This is a genomic window from Novosphingobium sp., from assembly GCF_041905565.1.
Classification (GTDB): domain Bacteria; phylum Pseudomonadota; class Alphaproteobacteria; order Sphingomonadales; family Sphingomonadaceae; genus Novosphingobium.
Genome location: NZ_JAYRKX010000002.1, coordinates 16,011 through 32,680, shown reverse-complemented (window position 1 = coordinate 32,680; position 16,670 = coordinate 16,011). Strand labels below are relative to the sequence as shown.

The window sequence follows — 16,670 nt, the reverse complement described above, 5'->3', positions numbered from 1 at the left end:
TCAGAACCCAAGGCCCGACGCTCAGTTCCCACCCGGCAAGACCAGTTCGCCGATCATCTGTTCCGCGGCGGGGCGCGCTTCGGGGAAGGTGGTGGAGACATCGCCGCGCTGCATCCGGGTGAACAGGCGCATCCGCCCCAGCGTTGCCGCGGTCTGGGCGGCATTGCTCATCGGATCGACCACTTCGGTCCACAGCCGGGCCAGCTGCGCCGCCGCATCGCCGCGCGCCCAGGCCCGGCCCGGCGCCACCAAGGGCCGCGCCGGGGTTACCAGAACCATCACCGAGTCCCGCCGCCGCACGGCGTTGCGTTCGTTGAAGGCATTACCCACCACCGGAATGTCGCCGAGCAGCGGCGTCTTGGAAAAGGTCTTGTCCTCGACCGCTTCGTTCAGGCCCGACAGCAGCAGGGTTTCGCCAAAGCCGATTTCGGCCGTGGCCACCACGCGTTGGCGGAAAGTGGTCAGCGCTTCGGCAAACGATCCGGCCGGATCGGCGGTCAGGAAACTGCGCCCGGCCTCGATCCGCACGCGGGTGCCGGTGGGGGTGATTTCCACCGGGGTCACTTTCAGGTCGATGCCGATATCGACCTGTTCCAGGCTGGTGGTGTTCACCCCGCCAACCGCCACGCGCAGCGTGCGCCCGACGAAGAATTCGCTCTGTTCACCGCGAAAGGCGGTCAGCTGCGGCCGGGCGACCACCGAATAGTATTGCCCACCCCGGTTGAACAGGTTGAGGTTGTAGTTGATCTGCGGGATCGAGATCGAGGCGGTCAGCACCCGCTGGTAGCCGTTGCCAACCTGGGTGCCGTTATCCTGCGTGATCGTCCGCGTGGCATTGCGCGATCCGCCATATTGCAGGCTGAGCCCGTCAAGCAGGTTGAAGCCCGAGCGATCGCGCTGGGTGTTCTGCGACAGGATGATCGCCACGTCGAGCGAGACCTGGTTGGGCGCGGCAACCGGCGCCAGATCGGCCGCACCGCCCGCCACCGGCAGGTCCAGCGCGGCGGTCTGCAACAGGGTTTCGACCCGCGCGGAGACCGCATCGGCCTGGGCGGGAAACTGCGCGGCGAAAACCGCCAAGCGCTGCCGCGCGAGGGCGCTTTCGCCATTGGCCGCAGCGGCCAGCGCGGCGAGGCGCAGGTTCTCGCCGTTCACGCCGGGCTGGATCGCAGCGGCGCGCCCCGCCGCCAGGCTGGCCAGCGCGGCATCGCCCGTCATATAGGCCGCCGCCGCCACTGCCGACAGCGTCGCCCCGTCCTGCGGGCGCAGCAGCGCCGCGCGCGAGAAGAAGGCCAGGGCTTCATCATACTTGCCCTGATCGAACGAGCCGCGCCCGGCCATGGCCACGGGCCAGTACTGGCCCGGTTCACTGCGCATGGCGATGTCATAGCCGGCCAGCGCCAGATCCAGCGCCTGCGAATCGCGCTGGGCCGACAATTGATAGGACAGCCCGAGCAACGCCTGGGCCGTGCCGTTGCGCGGCTGGCGCGAGGCCAGTTCCGCCAGCGACTGGATCGCCTGCGGCGCATCCCCGGCTCGCAGCGCCGCGACGCCTTGTTCCAGCAGCCGTTCGGCCGCAACCTGCGACAGGTCGGCGGCGGCCTCGGCCTTGCTGCGCCGGGCCGCTTCGGCCGCCTGGGGCATGGCCAGCGCCAGCACCAGGGCGGCGGCCAGCGCGGGGCGAACAGTGATCGGGCGCGAAACTGGGGGCATGGGTCAATTCTCCGGTGGGATCGGGCCGATGCAGCGATCGGCGGTGCCAAAGGCGTCAATGCGATAGGTCTGCGCGGCCTGCGGGCATTCTGTCGGCAGGAACCCCGCTGCGGTCGGGCGGCCGCTGGGGCTGAGCGTGGGACCGCAGATGTCCCGCCCCGCGCGCTGCAGCAGCCGTTCGTGGCTGGCGGTGGGACAGACGGGGGGCACGCTGCTGGCGACCTTGCGCGAGGCAGCCCGCGCGGCCATCCACGGCGGCGATACGGCCAGCACCAAAACCGGGGCCAGGGCCAGGACCGGCAGGGCAAGCATGCCTCGCGGCATGGTCAATTCCCCTCGATCTTTCCGCCGCTGACCCGGACGCTGGCGGGGGCGTCCTCGCGCAGCGCGCTGCCCTTGATCGGCACATCCTTGTTGGCCTTCACGGCGATCTTCTGGCCATCAAGGTCGATCAGCGGGGCCTTCAGGCTGATCTTCTGCCCCGCCGAAAACGTCACTTCGTCCGCGATCAGGGTAAGACGGGCAAAGCGCAGCACGGCATCCTTGCCCACCAGCGACAGGCCGCGCGCGCGATCGGCCCCGGTGCGCAGGTGCAACTCGTCAACCCCGCGCTCGCCGCCAATGGTGGTGACCGCGCCCTGCTGGACCACCAGCGCGTCCAGCGCGGCGACCCGCGCGGACAGCTTATCGACCCGGGCCTGAAGCGCGTGCAAGTCGGCGGCGGCATCGGCCTGGGCCTGGGCCGCCCCCTGACCGAAAGCCAGCGACAGTCCGCCAAGGGCAGCTCCCAGGGCCAGCGCGCGGGCAAGCGTGGTGCGGATCATGGTGCGGGGCTCCTCAGCTAAGCTCAGCGCAGGGTGAACGGCAGCGATTCGGTGTAGAGCGCGTGGCCCATGCGTCCTTCCGGCGCGACCACCAGGGTGAAGCTCGCACCCGCGCAGGCGCCTTCCGAAACGCGCGGCACGGATAGCGAGACCCGCCCGGCCCCGGCGGCCGGGGCCAGCGTGCCCGCCCCCACGGCGAAGCACGATGCGGCTGCGGTGGGCCGGCCCTGCGCATCGCGCAGTTCCCAGCGCAGCGGACGGGCCGCGGTATCGCTGGGCGCCAGGTCGATATCGAACGCCAACGCTGCCGACGGGCCGGCGGGCCGCGGGGCGTCGAACCGGCCCACGCCCAGCTGTCCGGTTGCGGCCAGCGCCGTGGCCGGCGCGATCCGCGTGACGCCATAGGGCACGACCGACTGGACCCGCACGTCCAGCGCCTGGCTGCGCTGGGCGAAATTGGTGGCGATCACACGGTAATTGCGCACCCCCACCATCTGCGCGGCGAAATCCCGGTTGAGCGAGAACTTCGCCCGTTCGGGATCGAGCGAGGGCGATACCACCGCATCGGCTCCGGCCGTGGTGGAAAAGGCGATGCGCGGTGCTTCCTGCGCGGACTGGCCGACGATGTCGACCTGCTCATAATCCTGCCCGGTAACGGCGAACGAACCCGCCGTCAGGCAATCGCGCACCGCGCCGCGATCATCGGGCAGCATGATCTCCAGCCGCCGCCCATCGAGGCGGGCATCGCCGCCGCGCCCCATGATGCAGGCGGCGAGCGAGCGTCGCGCCTCATTGTCCGTAGCGTTGCCGCCGCCCGTCAAAGGCCCCGAATTCTGGACGAAACCCGTGGTGCCGCCGCCGCCGCAGGTCTGGGCCTGGGTGCAGCTCGGCCCGGAACGGACGATCGGGGGCGATTGCGGCGGCAGGGCGCCCCCGCTCGGCGTCGGTGCGCCTTGCGGCCGTTCGGTCGCAAGCGGGCCGTCATACTGGCGGAAGCTGCCCGGGTCCCATTTCAGGGTCTGGAAGCGGCTGGGCAGGATCGCGGTGACGCGGATCGTCTGATCGCCGATCCGCAAGGTGAAATCGCGCTGAGCCGTGGCCGCCGATGCGGGGTAGGCGTGCGACACCGCCAGCTGCAGCTTGACTGAACCGATCGCCCCGCAGCCCCGCCCGACATTGGCCGCGCCGCCATAGCTGCCGCGCCAGTTGACGGAGCCCCCATCGAAGCTGAAGTCGCGGGTCAGGTCGATGCCATGCCCCAGCACCTCGATCTCCACCGACGCGCCCGCTGCCACGCGCAGCGCGCGGTTATCCGCTGCGCGCAGCACGGTGGTCGAACAGCGGTCGACCAGGTTCTGGACCGGGGCAATGCGGATTTCCTGCCATTGGGCCAGCGCCGGGGCTGGCAGGGCAAGAACCGTGGCCAGCGCAGCCGCGCTGGCAGTGCGGGAAAGGGACCGGGGTGCGAACATGACAGGCTCCTCCTTCAGTCCTGCCAGTGTGCCGGATCGCCCCGGCAGGGCCATTGGCCTGATGGGCAAGGCGGTGGCCTAGGCCGTCTGGCCAATGGCGCGCGGCGGCGCCGGCAAGCTAGCCTGCATCGCAACGCCAACTGCCGGGATCATGCCATGACTGCCATTCGTTCGATGCGCGCGGGCCGCCACCTGCTGACGCTGGTGCTGCTGTCGGGCGCCGCGCCAGCGCTGGCGCAGACGGCGCCGACCTTTTCCTGCAACACCGGCAGGATGGATGACAGCCCGCAGCTGACCGCAGGCCACGAACCCCTGCCCCGGATCGTGCGCTGGGGCGTGTCGTCGGCCAGCGATCCGGCCGCGAGTGCAGCGCGCGAACCGCGCGAGGCCAGCGTGGTTGGCGGCGATGCCGCGCACGGCTGGCTGCGGATCGACCTGGCCTTCGACGCCGCCGTGCCGAGCGGGTGCCGACTCCCCCTGATTTTGACCGTGGCCGCCGACCAGGGCCTGCCCGGCGACCGCGCCGTGGCCAGCCAGCAGGCGCGCGTGTTTGACGGCATGACGGCCAGCGCCGGCCGGATCGATGTGATGGACCACCTCCAACAGGCGATGAGCGTGACCGGCCGGGGCACCGACACGGTGACCTGGCAGGTGCCGATCCGCGTGACCGAAGGCACAGCGCCCGGGCGCCACGCGATGAAGCTGGTGACCGGGCGCGACTATGCCGGCGGCCTGCCCTTCACGCTTGCGGTTCAGCCCCTGCCTGCCCCCGTCCTGGTCCCGCCCGGCGGCGATCTGCGCCACGGCGCGCCGGCAGTGATCCGCGCCGATGCGCCGCAGCGCCTGCTGCCCGGCGCGGCCGCCTTGCCGGTCAGCTTCCGGCTTTCCGCCAGCGCGCTGGGCAGCTGGCAGCAAAGCGGCAGCACGCCGCCGGCCGATCCTGCGGCCACCCTTGGCGGCTGGGACAACCGCTTTGCCACGCCCCGCGCCGAAGCCGTGCTGCTGCCGGGCGAAGTCGCCCAGCCCACGCCAGGCACGATCACCGTGGCCTGGGCCGGACGCAGCCAGGTCCTGCCGATCACGGTCAATCCCGCCGTGGTCTGCGATCCGGCCTTCACGCTGGCGGCCGTTCCGGGCGGCCTGCGCCTGACCATGTCCAACCGCAATCGCGGGACCTGCCCGGCCCATGTCGCCACCCCGCTGATGCCTGCGAAGGCGGTGCTGCAGCTTAGCCCCGCACGGGCCACGCTGACCGGCCCTGCCGCCGGATCGACCACCGGCGGCCTGCGCCCCGGCGCACCGGTTGCCCGACTTCCCGTCAGGCCGGGACCGCTGCCAATGCTGGCCGGCACGCGCGGCGACGGCGGCGCCTTGTTTACCATCAGCCGCCTGGCCTTCACCCAGTTGACCATCGGCAGCCGGTTCGAAATCGAGGTTCAGCCCGACACCCCAGCCGAGCAGGCCCCCAGGCGCCGCATCGCCATCACGCTCAGCGCGGCGGATATCGCGGCAATCACGGCTACTCCCCCCACCATTCCCTGACCCGACCCGGCGCGAACGGGTCTGCCGCGCCGAAACGACCGACGCGGGCCTCCGCCAACCAGCCAGGACTTGAAAATTACCAGTCAGGTCAAGCGGATGGTTGACATCAATTGGTTTGCAACTTTATCCCTACGTAAGCATGTCTTAACGCTTTACTGGGGACAGCAAGAAATGCTCTCGAGATGGCTTGGCATGATCTTCCTCTCGCTGTGCCTGTCCGGTTGCTGGATGTCGCGCGGCGATCTGCTGGCCGGCCAGACCCTCAGCGATTCAGGATTCGAGGGTGAGTATACTTACGCATTCAATGAACTGAATCCGACCCGGCGGGTTTCGATTACCCGCACGGGAACGGGTGTTCTTTCGGTCTACGAACACCCCGCCGTCAATTACGGCGCCACTACCAAGCGCATGCAGACCCTTGAACTGGGGCAAGGCTACTTCCTCGTGTCCGAGCCGATGAGCTACTCGGGCTATGCCATGGCATACGGGCTGGTCCGGCGCGGCGCGGATGGCAGTGTGGTGCGTTATCGCACCCTGTGCGAGGACTGGGTTGCCAGCATCCCCGGGGTCGGGCGGGATGGCACCGACCGCAAGGTCTGCGGCTTCCGCTCGTTTACCGCGCTGGAAGCAGCGGCGCTCAGCCTGATCCGGCGCGGCAGCCTGCAGCCAGAGACGATCTATCAGCCGGTGCCGCGCTGATGCGGCGGCCAATCGGCGCAATTTGCGGGAGACCCGGTTTGACAGCTTCGCGGGCAGTGCGTGCCATCACCGCCATGACCGGCCTCGCCAGCCTTGCGCTTGGCCAGCCGGCGTGGGCCCAGTCCTATGGGCCGGCGGGAACGCCGGTCGAGGTCTATCGCGGGCGGATGGACAACTGGACGCCGGTCTGGGTCGAACTGGCCGATCTTGGCAACGGCACCTATGTCCTGACCGCACTGGACGGCCTTGACGTTACCGACAACCCGCCGCTGACCTATGTCATGCGCAGCAACGGGCGGCGCGGCTCGTCCTGCGCGCTGACGGCCAGCGATGGCCTGCCGCTCAGCATTGCCGGGTGCCCCAGTGGCAAGCCGGCCAGCCTGCGGGCCAACCTGCGCGGGATCAAGGGCACGGTCCAATTCGTTCCGGTCGGCCTGGCCGGCGCGATGGGCTATGCCGGGCAAGCGGCAAGCGGCGGCTCCGCGGCGACCAATTCCTGCGCCCTGGCCACGCTGGACCGGGCCGATCTGTTCCCGGCTGGCGGAGTGGCTGGCGCGCTGGCCTCGACCCGCCAGGCCCTGGCCCAGCTGCCCCTGCGCCGGCAGACAAGCGCCGACCTCGCCGGCCTGCGGCGCGAACGCCTGCAGGCGATTGGCCGGCTGCAACCTTCGGCCTGGGAGATCGAGCGGCTCAACTACTTCGATTTCCGGATCAATCGCATGTTCGATTTCCGGTATCGCGCGCAGGTCATGCAGGAAAAGCAGCAGTTCCAGGCGCAGATGGCCAACCAGCCGGCGCGGATCCAGGCATCGAACCGGATCGCGCAGATCGATGCCGCCCTGGCCGCCGCCTATGATCCGCAGCAGGCGCGGCAACTGGCCGCCAGCCTGGCGGCGTTCCGCGACAGCGGCGTGCTGACCAGGCTGGACCAGGCGATCGCGGCCGAGCTGGACGGCGCCGGGCCGCTGCCGGTGCAGCGCGCCCTGCAGATCGAACGCGGCCTGGCCGAGCTGGACGGCTGCGCCGCTGCCCATGCTCCGGCGCAGCAGCCCGCGCTGGCCCGCGCCGCGCTGGGCCGCCAGTTCGAGCGGCTGGCGGCCACTTTCGAACAAGCCTTCACCGCCGAAATCGACAGCGGCCTGCGCAGCAGCGCGCTGCAAGGCCGACTGGCCGAATACGAATCCAGCCCCGGACTGACCGCCGCACTGGCGGCGGCGGGGCGGTCCGGCATCTGGGCCGCCAGCGAAGCACGAATCGCGGCTATCGCCAACCGCGAGGCGAACGCCCGCACCGCCGAAGCCCAGGCCGAGGCCCGCGCCCGCGAACGCGCGGCCCAGGCGGCCGTCGCGGCGGAAGCGGCCCGGCTGGCGGTCAGCCGGTCGGGCGCCAATCCCCCGACCGACGGCGATATCCTGAACGCCTATGTTGGCTATCTGGCCCGCATCTCGCAATCGACCACCGGCGCCGTCCGGCTGCAACAGGTCCCCGGTTCGCGCTTCGAGCTGAGCACGCGCGGCGCGATGGGCGGCCAATTGTGGCGCGTGCGCTTCGATGTGACCGGAAAAAGCTGCACCCGCCCGGCGGCGGGAACCTATGATTGCAGCTTCACGATCCGCAACAGCTTCTCCAACGCGCGGGACGGATCGTTCGAAGCCGGCATGATGGCATTTTCGGACGGGCTGATGGGGCTGATCTTTGGCCGGGACGCCGAAGGCCTGACCGGGCGGCTCCAATCGAACAACGTCAACCGCCTGCTGCTGACCGATCAGGTGCCGATGCGGGCGCGGTTCCGCTTCGCGAACGGGCAGTTCCAATCGCCGCAACTGTTCGAAAAGGTCTGGGACAACACCTTGATCCGAATGCCGGCGGGCAGGCGCTAGAAACCTATGGAGCAGACAGGGGGCATCATGACGGCATCACGAATGCGGCGCGCGGGCCAGGGGCTGCTGGCCATGGGGCTGGCCCTGGCGCTGGCGGGCTGCAACCTGCTTGGCGGGGGCGGGGAGCCTGATCGGCTGGCCAAATGGGTGCTGCCCAATGCAGTGCTGCTGGGCGATGCCACGGCCGATCCGGCGGCCGGCAACCAGATCCAGCAGAGCCCGGATGGCCGCGGCTACCTGATCGTTCCGCCGCCCGGATCCAAGGACGTGCCGTCGCGGATCTATTTCGTGCCCCTGGCCAAGATCGATCCCGAAATTGACAGCGCCGTGCGCAAGGCCGTGTTTCCGGGCGGGGTCGCCACGATCCGGACCGGCCGCAACATTGGCGACATGGCCGATAGCGGCACTCTCGAAAAGCTTGCCGAAACCGAACTGGACGCGCTCTATCTCGGCTTCACGATCGTCGACCAGTCAGCGCTGTGCGAGGGGCTGTCCAAGCCATGCGACGGCGTGGGCCGGATCATCCTGCTCGGCAAGCTCAAGGGGCGTTCGCTGCTGGGCCAGGACAGCCAGGTGCTGATGCTGGATGCGATGACCAGTGCAGCGCTGACCATCTTCGACAAGATTGGCGACAAGGCCGTCGAACGCTGCGGGTTCGACCCAGAAGGCGAGGCCCTGCCAAGGCACATCGCCGGGGCCTGCCGGACCATGCTCAAGCTGGAATGGGCCAAGGACAACGATTTCACGCTCGATTCCATCGGCAGCGCCTTGCCGCTCTCGCCAGAGGCCTTGAAGGTGCTGCTGGCGCAGTTGGCCAAGACCAGCTTCTACGAAAAGGGTGCACTCCAGGGACGTTTGGAGAAAGTGCAATGAACAAGCGCAACTGGCTGGCTGCCGCTGCCGCCCTGATCATGGTGGCATGCACTCCGGATCTCCAGAACCGGATCATCGTCCCTGCCCCGATCGAATTCGGCGCGGCGGCGCAGGGCGCGCAGCTGGCCGCGCTTCGCAAGGCCTATGTATCGGAAGACGGCACGCGGGCGCTGTTCTTCGTCGGAGATGGCGCCGCCATGTCGGTTCATCTGATCGACAAGGACGGCCTGATGGCGACCGACAAGATCCTCGCCCCGCGCAAGCAAGGCACCGCAGATCAGGCCGCGAACGACGCCGGCAATGCCGCCGCCGATGTCCTCGATCGGCTGTACCTGCCCGCTGGCGGCTTTGCCGTGATCCCGGCGCAGCAGGGGCAACTGGCCTATTACCGCCAGGGCAAGCTCAGCATGGTCAGCTACATCGCCGATCAGGGCGGCGCCTTGCAGTTCGGCGCGGCGATCGACACCGGGCTGCTGGCCAAGCTGATCGAGGCGGAGGGCGAATCCTCGGCCATCGACGTGCTGCCCGCGGTGTGGGACGGCATGGGCGAAAAGAACCTGCGGCTGGTGCTGTTCAAGGACGCGCCGGACGCGCTGGGCAAGATCCTGATCGAGAACACCCGCGCCCTGTTCCACGCCGTGGTCGAAGGGGATCAGGGCGGGCGCTGGACCGCAAGCGATCTGCCCGCGCCGACCAGCCTGGCCGATACCGCCGCAATCGAAGCGTTGCGCCAGAAGACCGCCGAAGCGGGCTGACGCACGGCGCCGGTCAATCGGCGGTATAGGTCCCCTTGCCGCAGGCCCGTGCCCCGCGCAGCGACGAAGTGCAGGTGTCGGCACGCCCGCCGCAGGCCGCATCGTAGCCATCCAGGCTGGTGGTGCAGATGCTCGCCTCGCCGCCACAGGCCACGTCATTTCCGTTCAGCGATGAGGTGCAGATCGAGGCGCGCCCGCCGCAGGCCACGTCTTTGCCGTTGAGCGACGAGGTGCAGATGCTCGCCTCGCCGCCGCAGGCCACATCGTTGCCGTGCAGCGATGACGTGCAGATCGAGGCACGCCCCCCGCAGGCCACCCGCCGCCCATCGAGCGAGGACGTGCAGATGCTGGCTTCGCCGCCGCAGGCCACATCGTTGCCGTGCAACGATGACGTGCAGATCGAAGCCCGCCCGCCGCAAGCCACCCGTCGCCCGTCGAGCGAGGACGAGCAGATCGTCGCTTCCGGCCCGCACCACACCTGCCGGCCATCGGCCGATGTCGTGCAGATGCTGCTGCCCGCACTATAGGCCGGTCTGGTTTCGAGCGGTTCCACTGGCGGCGAAGGCGGAGGCGGCGGGGGTGGTGGCAGCGTCGGCTCGGCCGCCGGCGCCGACGGTGCCGATGTCGGCTGCCGCGCGGGCGGCATGCGCACTTGCCCCTCGCCCAGCGGCCGGCACTGCCCGCTGGTGACGCGGACCGGGACGATGCCCCGCGACAGGTCCGGCATGCCGTCCGTCTCGGTCAGGCGCAGTTCGGCGGTTTGCGGATTGAACCCCAGTCCGCAGTACCACAGCGGCATGACCCCGGCCTGGTTGGGCTGGCCATTGGCGGCGTGGTACAGGCAGATGAACTTGTCGGTGCCCGATCCGATCGGCTGTTCGATCCCGCCGACCTTGAACGGAGCAGCGGTATACCCGCTATCGGTGCCAAGCGAATAGAACGAGGCCCCCTGGGGATCGAGCCGCAGGCGCAGGTATGCCGCGCCGCGAGGGCGCGGCTGGGTATTGAGCGTCAGTTGGCCGTTTTCGCGCCAGCCTTCGCCGGCCAGGGCGGTCTGTTCGGCCAGGTCGCAGACATATTCGCGCGCTTCACGTTTGCCGGTGCGAAACACCGGCCGCACCACATCCTCGCTCTGCCAGTAAGTGGCGTAGTTGGCCCTGGTGTCGAACCGCGCGGCGGCGGGACCAAGCGCCGCCAGCACGCCGCGCGGCGCGTTGCTGGGCTGTTCGGTCCACCAGGCCGCCAGCGCAGCGATCGCAACCAGCGCCCCGACCAGCCACGCCGGCTTGCGCCAGGCCGACATCAGCCGCCGGTCCGGCAGTTGTAGACCCGGCGTTCGCCCGGCGCGCTGGTGATCGCGCTGATCACCTGGCGCTGCCCATCGGCCAACTGGTCCAGAGCGGCCTGGTCCTGAACGCAGCCCTGGCGCATCACCCGCTCGCGAATCTGGCGCACTTCGCCCATCACCTCCGGATCAACCACCCAGCGTTCCTGCGTGTAGGTCCGGTTGGCCATGTCGAAGCTGCTGCGCACGACGGTGTTTTCGCCGTTCAGCACGGAAATGCGCTGCCAGCTGTTCGCCCCGGTCCTGGCGTACTGGGTACGGCCGTTGACGCAGCCCGCGCCGTCGATCGTCACCGGCACGACATCGCGCTCCATCGCGGTCTGCTGGCTCTGCCCCGGATCGAGCGTGCAACTGAGCGCGGTCTGCCCGCTGGCTGACGCCGCGGCCTGCCCGGCATCGACCACGCCCTGGCTGGCGCCGGAAGTCGGCGCAGGCTGGGCCGCGGGCGCAGACAGGGCATTGCCCGCTTCGGCCAGCGACGGCCGCGTAAAGAACGCGGCCACCGCCACCGCAGCGGCGATTCCGCCACCGATCAGCCACTTGCGCCCCAGTTCCTCGCGCCCGGCACTGCGATGGTTAAGGCCCAGCACCGCCGCGATCCCGCCCAGCAGCAGCAGCACCGCCGCCCCCGCCAGGTGATTTTCGCGCTGGGTCTGCACTTCCTCGGTCGCCCGCTGCTTCTGTTCGCCTTCCAGCCGCAGGCGTTCCAGTTCGAGCCGCGCCTTCTCGCGTTCGTGTTCCAGATCCTGCTTCAGCGTTTCGGTCGCGGCCATGCTGGCTCGCGCCGCCGCGGTGACGCATTCGTCGGCCTTGATCGTCGCGGTCACCCCGTTGCGCCGGGCGAAAGCGAGCAACTCGTTCGTCGTGATCGCGAAGGGAAAGGATTCGCCGCCCCGATTGTCCGCCGTCGCCGCCGTATTGATCCCGACCACGCGGCCGCAATCGTCGACCAGCGGCCCGCCGCTGGAGCCCTGGTTGATCTTCGCGGTGTGCAGGATGCTTTCGATGCCCTTGACCCGGTCCAGGTTCGAGAAGTTGCCCACCGCGCGCACCGGCTCGCGCGCTTCCAGCTCGTCCGCGCCGGTCGCCGCGTCAACGTTCGCCGGATAGCCCAGCGCGTTCACGTTGGAGCCGGCCGGAAGCAGTCCGCTGAAAATCGCGAGCGGCGCGATCGCTTCGCCCCGGAAGCGCAGCAGGGCCATGTCCTTGTCCTGGTCATAGGCCAGGATCTGGGCCTGGATCGGCTTGGCCGCGCGGGACGGCACAATCGCCACCAGCGCCCGGCCGGTGGTGTTGTAGGCGTTTGCGACCACGTGGGCGTTGGTCATGATCACGCCGGGCGCAATCGCAAAGCCGGTGCCCTTGGTCGTGCTCGATCCGTAATAGTCTTCACCGACCGACAGAACCCTGACAACGCCCGCCGCCGCGTCCTGCACCTCGTCGGCTGCGACGGAGTTGCCAGTCATGGCGACCATGACGCAGACGATGACCGCAATCAATCTCTGGAATTGCACGCTTCCCCCGCCTCGCAAGCTTGCTTCACCTTTGATAGAATTGAAGAAACTTTCGTAAAAGGTCAACGCCGCGCGCAGTATTGTTGACGCCATGGGCTCTGTTTGAATCGCGCATTCCGGATTGGACTTTCGCCGCCTGGCTATCGCCCTGCACCTGATCACGCCGCAGGGACGGCGACTGTTCGCCTACTAGGCAGACAGCCGGCGCGAAACCGGCGCAAGTCGATTCAGCCGATGTGCGATCGCCCCGCGTCAGAAGGGGTTCCCTCTACCCCCAGCGCGGCGGAAAAGGCGGCGACAAGCCGCGCTGCAACTGCGCCGCGCGTGCAGCCTCTCCGCTCAACGACGCCGACTTTCGAGTATCCCCCGGCGGAAAGTTCGAGGGCGAGTTTCACCATGCGGCCCTCGGCCAGTTCCGGCTGCATGGCTAGCTCCATCCCGAGCAATACGCTGTTCGTCGCCATGACCACCTGCTTGAGCACGGCACTGTATTCACAGGCAATGGCTGCGGCCGTCTCGGGCACCAGCGCGCGATGTTCTCCCAGCGCGGGAGAAGCCATGGAAAACGGCGCAAGGTCATCGGGAGCAAGCCCGGCCCGCCCCGCAAGCGGGTGCCCGGCCCGAACATAGTATCCCGCATGAATGCTGCGCAAAGGCTCGATCACGAATTTCCCGGCATCGCCGGCCTGCGACGTATCGGCGATGAAGAAATCAATTCGATCATCCAACAGCCGTTCGCCCAGGACATGCACCGGCTCGATATCCACGCGAACATCGATAGCGGGATCACCGGCAAGGACATCGGACAGCACCGGACCGAGCAGCGGAACCAGCATCGGGCCGATGCCGAACGCGATCCTGCCCGCCTCGCCGCGGGCAAGCAGCGCGGCTTCCTTTCGCAGGCCTGCTTCGAGGCGAAGCAATTCTTTGCCGTGTTCGAGAATCCGGCGCCCCTCGACCGTCGGCCGCACCCCGCCCGGAAGGCGATCGAACAATCGCAGGTCCAGCGACGCTTCAAGCCCCTGAATGCTGCGCGATAGCGCGGGCTGCGTGAAGTTGAGCCGCCGCGCGGCGCTGATGAAATTGCCTTCCTCGGCAAGAATGCAGGCATGGCGGATCTGGCGAATGTTCATGCCGAATATGATCATCATGCATCAAAACAGTCAATGCAATGCATTGGACTTATAGCGCTCCAATGCCGACACGATCCGCAAATGTCGCTGAAGGAGATGGGAATGAAGCCCGAGGCATGGATTTTCGTGTGCGCAGCCACGCTGTTCGCGATCAAGGTGGCGCAAGGCCGGCACCGAAATGTTCACCGCCTGCAGGACGGCTACATCATCACGGCTTCCTTCATCGGCGCGTTTGTCATGCGGCCGATCATGGCGTTTCTCACCGCACTGGTGATCGGCGCGCTCCTGCCGCAAGGTCGGGGGGCGCTGGCCAGCGTGCCCGCCTGGGCGGCGTTTCCGGTGCTGCTGATCACGGCGGAATTCGCCCAGTACTGGCTGCACCGCTGGGCCCACGATTCCAATCGCCATCCCATCCTTTACGGCATGCACCGCACGCATCATTCTGCCCCTTACGTCAACACGACGCTGCTCTATCGCTCGAACTTCTGCTGGGGCCTGATCCACCCCTACAGCTGGGTTTCGGCGCTGGCGCTCTATGCCGGCCAGACCGAGGCCGCCGTGCTGTTCTATCTCACGATCCTGCTGTGGAATGTGATTACCCACAGCGATTGGCGCTGGGACGATACGATCATCGCCCGGGTTCCAGGCGGGCTTCGCATCGTCCAGGCCTTCGAATTGCTGCTCGTCACCCCGCGAATTCACCACACGCACCACGGATACGGCAAGGACGGCAAGGCCTATCGCAACTTCAACACCATGCTGACCGTGTTCGACCGGCTCTTTGGCACGCTTCACGTTCCCGAAGGTCGGCCATGGCGTTATGGCCTGCCGGGCGGTGAACGCCATTGGCTCGGGCAAATACTGTTCCCGCTCGTGCCGCTGGGACCTGTCCGACGCCGGGATCGCCGCAACCGGGTGGTGCAGGATTAGCGCCCTGTCCGAGCAATCCCGGTCAGCCCGGCTCAGCCATGGCGCACCGCCCAAAAACCACGCGAATGGCTACGAGCCTCAAAAAGGAGGCTTACGCACTGAATTTATTGAGAGATTTGGTAGCGGAGGAGGGATCGCCGGAAGATCAGTAATTATTTGATTTTGATAGATTAAATTCGATACCCCCAATGCCATACCCCCAGTCATACCCCCATTTTTGTGCCCATTTTTCTTGGGTTCAGGTCCTCAAAGGCACAAGCAGAGCGTGTGCTGGTCGTCCACTTCGGTCCACTTTCCAGACTTTCAATTGCCGTTATATGTCGGTCACGTCAGCCCGCAGTACGACGGCCTTCGAGCAATGTCGGGCCGTCTGGCGTAGATCTTAAAGTGTCAGCTTACGCCGACAGCGGTTATTGCGAGCTCGTTGTTCGAGGACGTTAACATGATGGGATTGATATCGACTCATTTTTAAAAAAGTCCGACGCGGCTTCTGTTGTTCGAACCCGAGATCATGCGCCTGTTCAAGAAGCTGCGCAGTGAACTTTACCATGCAGAGGTCAACTCAACGGACCCGCTTCACCGGAGGCGGCAACCATGCCCCTTCCTGCACCGCTTGACGCGGGAGATAGAGGCGCAGGTTCATCGAGAACGCTCCGTTTGGCGCGGGGAGCCAGTTTGCTTCCCTGTCTCCGCCGGGCCTCTCGTTCTGGATATAGAGATCGAGCGAGCCGTCCGGATTGAAGGCCAGCTTGTCGCGATCGCCGATGGCAAAGCGGTTGATCGGATTGGCAACGAAGAACTGGTCCTCGCCATACATGGTGAGTGACCAGAACGCATCGGCTGGCGGGATCTCGTCCTTGGCGAAATGGAGCACATACTGCGACGCGCCCGTCAGCGGCACACCATCGCCATCGAGCCGCACCATCGGGTAGACCGCTTCCTCGGGTGGCAGCGCGCCGAGACCCGCAAAGGCGATGAAGGCACGCTGCAGATAGTCGTTGCCATAGACCCCGACAGCGCCGCCAAGCACGTTCCAGCCTGCCCTTGTCACGGGGACCGCCTTGCGTCGATCGGTAATCCGGCGCAGTCCATCCTGCGCTGCGCGGGCAAGGCCGCGCTGCATGGCCGGGTCGGTCTTCGCCAGATCGAAAGGCTTGCCTGGAACCAGGCCGAGCGCCTCCATGCGCAGCAGCATGCCATAGTCGCTGGCATGGGGCGGGTTTCGTTTCAGCAACTTGGCGAACAGGGCGAAGAACGCATCCGGTTTCATCTGCGCAACCTGCTCGACCGGCGGCAGCGGCGCGGCTACAGCTGCGGGCACGGCGGGCGGACCCGCTGCAACCGGCTTGTTCGAACCCGATAGCGGCGCAGCTGCAAAACCCTTCTGGATGGCGTGGACGTGATCATAGTCCGCCGGGCCATTGGTCTGTACCCGGCCGATGATCCAACCGCTCGCCGTCGGGCTGCGCACGATCCGCAGGGCAGCAGGCAGCTTCCCGTTCCAGTGCGGGCCGACGATCGCCACCTTGCCCCCTCCGCTGCCGGTCGTGCGGGTGCCGAGCGTGGCGAAGACATCGGTCCACATGTCCATCAGAGGCACGACGTGATAGCGCCCGCCCGTATCGGGCAGGGTCAGGATCAACGGCTGGTCGCTGACATCGTACCATAGCGTCGAATAGAGCGTATCGGCATTGGGCCGCACGACATCCTTGAAGCTGGCATCGGGATAGGTGCGCATGTGCGCGAAGCGGTTCATCGGTGCATAGGGCCGACCTGCTCCCCCCGGGCTGGTCGCCACGCGCCGCGTCACTTCCATCAGCACCAGCGGATAGGCGTAAACATAGGCGTCCAGCCCGATCGCGTAGGCTTCGTCCTCGCTCACCGGCCGTGCCCATGCACCGCGTCCCAGCAACATCGCGGCAAGCGCGATCATTGCAAGAATTCTTCTCATCATACCCTGCTCCTCGGCCCTTTTCTGCTGGCTAGCGGC

The 16,670-nt window shown here is 67.5% G+C and carries 14 protein-coding genes; 6 read left to right on the top strand and 8 right to left on the bottom strand.

The window, feature by feature from the left end:
* Positions 1–21: 21 nt before the first annotated feature.
* The 4 genes from ACE3N9_RS02080 to ACE3N9_RS02065 are packed head-to-tail and all read right to left on the bottom strand — an operon-like array spanning position 22 to position 4,009.
* The gene (locus tag ACE3N9_RS02080) at positions 22–1,713 is read right to left on the bottom strand and encodes a hypothetical protein (protein WP_374280373.1); all 1,692 of its coding nucleotides are present in this window, start codon (positions 1,711–1,713) and stop codon (positions 22–24) included.
* Positions 1,714–1,716: 3 nt separating this feature from the next.
* Entirely contained in the window at positions 1,717–2,037 is a 321-nt protein-coding gene (locus tag ACE3N9_RS02075; protein ID WP_374280371.1) for a hypothetical protein, read from the bottom strand.
* Positions 2,038–2,039: 2 nt separating this feature from the next.
* Entirely contained in the window at positions 2,040–2,537 is a 498-nt protein-coding gene (locus ACE3N9_RS02070; protein WP_374280369.1) for a hypothetical protein, read from the bottom strand.
* Between the two features lie 23 nt (positions 2,538–2,560).
* Positions 2,561–4,009, bottom strand: a complete 1,449-nt coding sequence (locus ACE3N9_RS02065) for a hypothetical protein (RefSeq protein WP_374280367.1) — start codon at positions 4,007–4,009, stop codon at positions 2,561–2,563.
* A 156-nt stretch (positions 4,010–4,165) separates the two neighbouring features.
* On the opposite strand from ACE3N9_RS02065, the gene ACE3N9_RS02060 reads away from it, so the two are divergent.
* The 5 genes from ACE3N9_RS02060 (at position 4,166) to ACE3N9_RS02040 (ending at position 9,758) form a co-directional block, all read left to right on the top strand.
* A complete protein-coding gene (locus ACE3N9_RS02060; RefSeq protein ID WP_374280365.1) occupies positions 4,166–5,551 on the top strand; it encodes a hypothetical protein in 1,386 nt (461 codons plus the stop codon).
* Positions 5,552–5,722: 171 nt separating this feature from the next.
* Positions 5,723–6,250, top strand: coding sequence for a hypothetical protein (locus tag ACE3N9_RS02055; RefSeq protein WP_374280363.1), 528 nt, complete (start codon positions 5,723–5,725; stop codon positions 6,248–6,250).
* A gap of 74 nt (positions 6,251–6,324) precedes the next feature.
* Positions 6,325–8,130 carry a hypothetical protein gene (locus ACE3N9_RS02050; RefSeq protein ID WP_374280361.1) on the top strand — a complete coding sequence of 602 codons (1,806 nt, stop codon included), beginning with the start codon at positions 6,325–6,327 and terminating at the stop codon, positions 8,128–8,130.
* A gap of 27 nt (positions 8,131–8,157) precedes the next feature.
* Positions 8,158–9,003 (top strand): hypothetical protein, encoded by an 846-nt coding sequence (locus ACE3N9_RS02045; protein ID WP_374280359.1) that lies wholly within the window; start codon positions 8,158–8,160, stop codon positions 9,001–9,003.
* Positions 9,000–9,758 carry a hypothetical protein gene (locus ACE3N9_RS02040; protein WP_374280358.1) on the top strand — a complete coding sequence of 253 codons (759 nt, stop codon included), beginning with the start codon at positions 9,000–9,002 and terminating at the stop codon, positions 9,756–9,758. The genes ACE3N9_RS02045 and ACE3N9_RS02040 overlap by 4 nt, the downstream gene beginning before the upstream one ends.
* Before the next feature lie 13 nt (positions 9,759–9,771).
* Here ACE3N9_RS02040 and ACE3N9_RS02035 read toward each other — a convergent pair whose 3' ends face one another.
* The 3 genes from ACE3N9_RS02035 to ACE3N9_RS02025 form a co-directional block, all read right to left on the bottom strand.
* Entirely contained in the window at positions 9,772–11,061 is a 1,290-nt protein-coding gene (locus ACE3N9_RS02035; RefSeq protein WP_374280356.1) for a hypothetical protein, read from the bottom strand.
* Positions 11,061–12,569, bottom strand: a complete 1,509-nt coding sequence (locus ACE3N9_RS02030; RefSeq protein WP_374280354.1) for a serine protease — start codon at positions 12,567–12,569, stop codon at positions 11,061–11,063. The genes ACE3N9_RS02035 and ACE3N9_RS02030 overlap by 1 nt, the downstream gene beginning before the upstream one ends.
* Positions 12,570–12,844: 275 nt before the next feature.
* Positions 12,845–13,750, bottom strand: a complete 906-nt coding sequence (locus tag ACE3N9_RS02025; protein ID WP_374280352.1) for a LysR family transcriptional regulator — start codon at positions 13,748–13,750, stop codon at positions 12,845–12,847.
* On the opposite strand from ACE3N9_RS02025, the gene ACE3N9_RS02020 reads away from it, so the two are divergent.
* Complete coding sequence (locus tag ACE3N9_RS02020; RefSeq protein ID WP_374280350.1) at positions 13,727–14,680, top strand: sterol desaturase family protein; 954 nt, start codon at positions 13,727–13,729, stop codon at positions 14,678–14,680. The two genes, ACE3N9_RS02025 and ACE3N9_RS02020, sit on opposite strands and share 24 nt — an antisense overlap.
* Before the next feature lie 562 nt (positions 14,681–15,242).
* On the opposite strand, the gene ACE3N9_RS02015 is transcribed toward ACE3N9_RS02020, so the two are convergent.
* Positions 15,243–16,613, bottom strand: a complete 1,371-nt coding sequence (locus ACE3N9_RS02015) for a DUF1254 domain-containing protein (protein ID WP_374280348.1) — start codon at positions 16,611–16,613, stop codon at positions 15,243–15,245.
* Positions 16,614–16,670 lie beyond the last annotated feature (57 nt).